This window comes from Pseudomonas sp. SF2 (genome assembly GCF_036858055.1).
Classification (GTDB): Bacteria; Pseudomonadota; Gammaproteobacteria; order Pseudomonadales; family Pseudomonadaceae; genus Aquipseudomonas.
The window spans coordinates 79,089-84,137 of record NZ_JAMBDI010000002.1 but is presented as its reverse complement, the minus strand read 5'-3'; the positions used below and the strand labels follow the sequence as shown (position 1 = coordinate 84,137).

5 protein-coding genes and 1 pseudogene are annotated in these 5,049 nt (G+C 58.2%); 2 read left to right on the top strand and 4 right to left on the bottom strand.

Going from position 1 to position 5,049, the window contains the following annotated elements; all coding sequences use genetic code 11:
• Nucleotides 1-73: 73 nt before the first annotated feature.
• Nucleotides 74-1,408, bottom strand: a complete 1,335-nt coding sequence (locus M2S36_RS00915; RefSeq protein WP_241106511.1) for a lysine N(6)-hydroxylase/L-ornithine N(5)-oxygenase family protein — start codon at nt 1,406-1,408, stop codon at nt 74-76.
• Between the two features lie 175 nt (nt 1,409-1,583).
• On the opposite strand from M2S36_RS00915, the gene M2S36_RS00910 reads away from it, so the two are divergent.
• A complete protein-coding gene (locus M2S36_RS00910; RefSeq protein ID WP_333956521.1) occupies nt 1,584-2,030 on the top strand; it encodes a hypothetical protein in 447 nt (148 codons plus the stop codon).
• Between the two features lie 53 nt (nt 2,031-2,083).
• Here the strand turns inward: M2S36_RS00910 and pbpG are convergent, their stop codons facing one another.
• On the bottom strand, nt 2,084-3,010 hold the full coding sequence (pbpG, locus tag M2S36_RS00905; RefSeq protein ID WP_063915020.1) for a D-alanyl-D-alanine endopeptidase: 927 nt from the start codon (nt 3,008-3,010) through the stop codon (nt 2,084-2,086).
• A gap of 453 nt (nt 3,011-3,463) precedes the next feature.
• Between pbpG and M2S36_RS00900 the strand changes: the two are divergent.
• Nucleotides 3,464-3,664 (top strand): annotated as a pseudogene (locus M2S36_RS00900) (hypothetical protein).
• Between the two features lie 204 nt (nt 3,665-3,868).
• Here M2S36_RS00900 and M2S36_RS00895 read toward each other — a convergent pair.
• Both M2S36_RS00895 and M2S36_RS00890 read right to left on the bottom strand, forming a co-directional pair.
• Complete coding sequence (locus tag M2S36_RS00895; RefSeq protein WP_333956520.1) at nt 3,869-4,843, bottom strand: fimbrial protein; 975 nt, start codon at nt 4,841-4,843, stop codon at nt 3,869-3,871.
• On the bottom strand, nt 4,836-5,049 hold a 214-nt coding region (locus tag M2S36_RS00890), incomplete at its 5' end, for a hypothetical protein (RefSeq protein WP_333956519.1). The genes M2S36_RS00890 and M2S36_RS00895, both read right to left, overlap by 8 nt.

The following is a 5,049-nucleotide window of genomic DNA, read 5'->3' as shown; positions in this document are numbered from 1 at the left end:
CCGGCGATGGGCCGCAAAGCGGCCCCAATCGATTCAGGCCAAGGGCGGCCTGGAAGGCATGAGGCAGGAGGGATCAGGCGCGGGTCAGGGCCACTGCCGGTTGCGGCTTGCCGTGCAACTGCCCCAGGTCCTGGTACAGCGCGCGGCCAATTTCTGCGGCGCGTGCCGGCAGCACCGAGAGCAAGGTGTCGCTCAGGCCGTGGCTGTTCTCGCAGAAACCCTGCAGGTACACCGAGGCCTGCAGGTCGGGACTGGCCAGCACGCGGTAGTTTCGGTCGACGTTGAAATCGTCCAGGTAGCCGGCCAGGGGCGCCAGCAGATCACGGTGCGAGCGGCGTTCGTAGCCGGTGGCGAGGATCACTGCGTCGTAGCGGTGGGTTTGCTGCTGGCCGGTGGCGAGGTCGCGCAAGGTCAGTTCCAGGCCTTCGCGAGTGGCCACCACGGCTTCGACCTGGCGCCGGCACAGCACGTTGTGGCGGTACTGGTGGGCGACCTTCTGCCGGTAGAGGATGCCGTAGATGCGTTCGATCAGGTTGAGGTCGACCACCGAATAGTTGGTGTTGTGGTATTCGCCCAGGAGCTTGCTGCGCTGGTCGGCCGGTTCGTTGTAGACCAGGTCGGTGTAGTCCGGCGAGAAGATCTCGTTGACGAACGGGCTGTCGTCGGCAGGCTTGAGGGCCGAACCGCGCAGAATCATGTCGACCTTGACCGACGGATAGCTATCATTGAGGTCGATGAACGCCTCGGCGGCACTCTGGCCGGAACCGATCACGGCAATGCGCATCGGCTTGCCGGCGGTGCACGGCAGCTTGTTCAGGCTGCTCAGGTACTGGGAGTGATGGAATACCCGCGGGTCGTCCTTGAAGGCGCCGAACTTTTCCGGGATTTTCGGCGTGCCGCCGCTGCCGACCACCACCGAACGGGTGCGGCGGCTGTATTCGCGGCCTTGTGCGTCGCGCGAGACCAGGCGCAAGTGCTCGACCCGACCCGCGTGCACTTCCGGCTCGATGCGCAGCACCTCCTCGCCATATACCGCCTGGGTGGCGAAGTGCTCGGCGGCCCAGCGCAGGTAGTCGTTGTACTCGAGGCGGCAGGGGTAGAAGGTGCCGAGGTTGATGAAGTCGGCCAGGCGCTGCTTCTGGTGCAGGTAGTTGACGAAGCTGTAGGGGCTGGTGGGGTTACGCAGCGACACCAGGTCCTTGAGGAACGAGATCTGCAACTCGCTCTGGGTGGCCAGGGTTTCGCCGTGCCAGCGGTAGTCCTGCTGTTTGTCGATGAACAGCGCGTCGAGGGCATGGCCCTGGGACTCGGCGAGTTCTTCCAGGGCGATGGCCAGGGCCAGGTTGGAAGGGCCGAAGCCCACGCCGATCAGATCTTTGATGGTTTCCTGCTGTGAGGGCTGGCTCATGGCTGCGATTCCCTGAATGGTCGAATTTGGACGCCCGCCGGGGCTCCGGCTCCTGCGCAAGTACATGAGTTGGAACGAGCCAGACGAGGGGGAATTTAAGCGGGCTAAAGAACTGCGTGAGGCGGCCGATAGGGGGGGTTACGGCAAGGACCGATCTTTCTGGCAGGGAATCGACATGAGCGGAATTACGGCAAGCAACCTGATGATCAATGGCGTCTCAGCGCAGACGCTGAGCGCGAACGCAGCTACTGAACGCGAACAGGCAAAACAGGCCGGTGAGGCACTGGGCCCGTTGAGTATCAGCAGTGACAGCATGAAGGTCTCAGCGGGTAGCCAGGCGCAATCCACCGACAGTGAAGACAGTGGCGACTCGCAGGCGGTTACCGAGCTGCGTCAACTGATCAAGGATCTGCAGAAGCAACTGGCCGAGGAGCAGAAGCAGTTGGCTGCGTTGCAGAACAGCAAGATGGACGAGGCTGCCAAGGCGGCTGCAGTGGGGGCCAAGCAGGCGAGCATTGCCACCATCAACGGGCAGATCATGGCGGCCACGGCGCAGTTGCTGGAGCTGTTGCAGCAAGAGGGCGGCAGCAGTGCGGGCGGGATGATCAGCGCCACGGCTTGAAACCTTGGGGCTGCGATAGGGCCCGTTCAGGGCCCTATCATTTCTGGCTCAGCTCACTCGGCCGCCAGGCGCCCCTTGTTCTGCCGCTCCGCCTTGTACTGCATGGCCACCGCCGGTGCCGGCTTGGCGGCACCGGTTTCCAGCCACTGGCGCATGCGGCTGGCATCGGCGAAGTGGGTGTACTTGCCAAAGGCATCGAGAATGACCATGGCCACCGGGCGGTTGTCCATGCGGGTCAGCAGCACCAGGCAGTGCCCGGCTTCATTGGTGAAGCCGGTCTTGGTCAGCTTGATGTCCCAGTTGCTCTTGTTCACCAGGTGGTCGGTGTTGCGGAAGCCCAGGGTGTAGTTGGGCTTGCGGAAGGCCACGGTCTTCTCGCGGGTGGTCGACAGTTCACTCAGCATCGGGTACTTGCGCGAGGCCATAAGCAGCTTGGCCAGGTCGCGGGCGCTGGATACGTTCTGCGTCGACAGGCCGGTCGGCTCGACGTAGCGGGTATGCGCCATGCCCAGGCTGCGGGCCTTGGCATTCATTGCCTTGATGAACGCCGGGTAGCCGCCGGGGTAATGGTTGGCCAAGGTGTTGGCCGCACGGTTTTCCGAAGACATCAGGGTAATCAGCAATGTTTCGCGGCGGTCGAGCTGGCTGCCCAGGCGCACACGCGAATACACGCCTTTCATTTCCGGGTTGTTGGCAATGGTCATGGTGAGCATCTCATCCATGGGCTGCTTGGCATCCAGCACTACCATCGCCGTCATCAGTTTGGTCACCGAGGCAATCGGCACCACGCGGTCGGCGTGGCTCGAATACAGCTCCTGGTTAGTGTTCAGGTCGATCAGCAGGGCGCTGCCAGAGGCAAGGTGCAGCTTGGACGGGTCGCGTTGAACCTGGGCCGGGGGTTGTGCAGCAGCGGTCGACGGAAGGGTCGCAGTACCTGTGAGCAACAGCAGCAGGCTGAGGATGGACAGGGATGTTTTCACGTTGAGGCTCACTAAAAGTTGGTATGTCGTTGGCTGTGCAAGGGTTTTCCCCCTAAAAACCGCTGCATTCTGGAGTATGGCTGAACGCCTGTCGAATGCCTTATATCCAAAGGGCGCAACGTGAACGAAATTTAATCCTGTACCAATTACGTTCGCTTCCAGCTTCGCCAGTTTGGTCCAGTCGTTAGCCGAATTCAGCCATTTCGCGTAGGTGGAAAGGAGTACCTGAACCGAGTGCTCAAGCTGCCCTGCAATGAAAGCCGGGTTCATCCCTGACATGAGGCACATCGTGGCATAAGTATGTCGGCAGTTGTACTGGGGGCGATGCCTAAAGCCCTTCGCTTCGACCGCCTGGTTGAAGTGTTTGCCGGAGGTCTCGGGTACGGTGATGTGTGGCGACGAGCCTGCTGGCTGGCACGGAGCAGGGAAGTGGAAAAGCGCAGCTGTACAGGGTTGATCGAAGCAGGCGAGCCGCTGATTCAGAAGGCCGTCGACGCCACGCGGGAGTACCACTAGGCCCAGGACCGTGGCGCGCCGCCTGAAGAAATCGAGCGCCTGCGGCTATTGGCCGAGTCGCTATTCCAAGCGGTCTCCGACTGGCAGTCGCGCGCTGTCGCCAAGGCGCGGGGGAAGGATCTGGCTCCGCTGCACTAGGCTGCGCTTATGGCTGAACCACAGCTGTATTGAGACCAAACAGCGATACGCGTCGCCATCTTCAAGCTGCTAGCACGGGCTGATGCTAGAGCGGGAGCTGGTGACAGTAGGGCCCACCTCGATAGCTGGTCAGCAATATGAACGTGGGTACGACGTCCACAGGCGTTCACAGCTATCGGAAAGCCGCCACGTTCCAGGCAGTAGTCACAGATAATTCATAATGAAGGTCACTTCGCTGTTGGCGGAGCCAGCACCCATCCCTTCATCATATTGGCCATTATTACCAGTCGGTAAGGTACGGATATACTTGGCGTTCAAGGGTATCGAGAAGTTTCCTCCGCCTGTGGAGTATTCGTTGAAGACATAAGTTTTGTCGAGTTGTATGGGGGCCTGATTGCGGTCAAGTAATTGCAGTGCTATACCTTTCGCTGTCGAGCTTTTGTTTAATTCGATAATGCCGAGTGCACTGTCCACCGCCGGGGAGCCTGACGTGGCAGATAAGCTATAGCTCACTTTCTGGATTCCACTCGGGCAGTTATTCAATTGTATATTGAACGCTTTTGGTGGAGTGGAGTTTCCATTTTTTGAAAATATGCTTAGGTTGTATTCGCCCATTGTAACGGCGATGTTTGGAGTTTCGCACGACTGAAGTGTAATGGCTGAGCTATTATCAGTTGCCATTGCTAAAGGTCTTACGCTTGCCGATTCTATTTGTATATACCCTAGGACTCCGGCTGGTATGGTTGCGCCTGGTGAGATTTCTCCCGTTTTAACTATGCGTAGGGCGTTTGTAGTGGTATTGAATCCGTATCCGCCAGGTTGTCGAGGTGTTCCACCGCCAAATCCGATATATGCATTTCCCTGATAAATCCACTGCCACGAAAGCCCCGTATTACCTATTGGGAAATAAGTTGACGTTGAATCCGCGCCCGCGTTGTTTTTAATCCCGTTCGTGAATGTGGTCGAGCATTCGTACGATGCGTCGCCATTAAAGGTCATAGCCGGGGATTCGTAAATCACGGTGTTGACTGCTGCGTCTCTGGGGATGGAAAGCGTGGAAGGTATACTTATATTTATCTGTTTTTGTGAATGTCCGTCGTAAAACTTGCAAGCTGCAAACGAGAGCGAAGGTGCAGCGATAAAAATACAAGCTGCCAGTGATGTGATAGGTTTAATCATTGCTGAGCCCCTCAACGAATTTCCAGTTGAACTCGGGGTGCTCGGTCGTTAAGCGATGATAAACCTCGTTTAAACGGGGGCTCTCTGCCTCGCTAGATGGTTTGTTTAAAGTGTGATGAGATGATGAAGCGCACGCAGAAATAGTAAAGAATATACTTGATATAACTATATTCCAGCCATTATAATGCTTGCTTGCTTGCTTGCTT

What these genes read in the sequence shown, in the direction of transcription:
- M2S36_RS00895 (WP_333956520.1), bottom strand. Translation starts at nt 4,843, where the DNA reads ATGATTAAACCTATCACATCACTGGCAGCTTGTATTTTTATCGCTGCA.
- M2S36_RS00910 (WP_333956521.1), top strand. Translation starts at nt 1,584, where the DNA reads ATGAGCGGAATTACGGCAAGCAACCTGATGATCAATGGCGTCTCAGCG.
- M2S36_RS00915 (WP_241106511.1), bottom strand. Translation starts at nt 1,408, where the DNA reads ATGAGCCAGCCCTCACAGCAGGAAACCATCAAAGATCTGATCGGCGTG.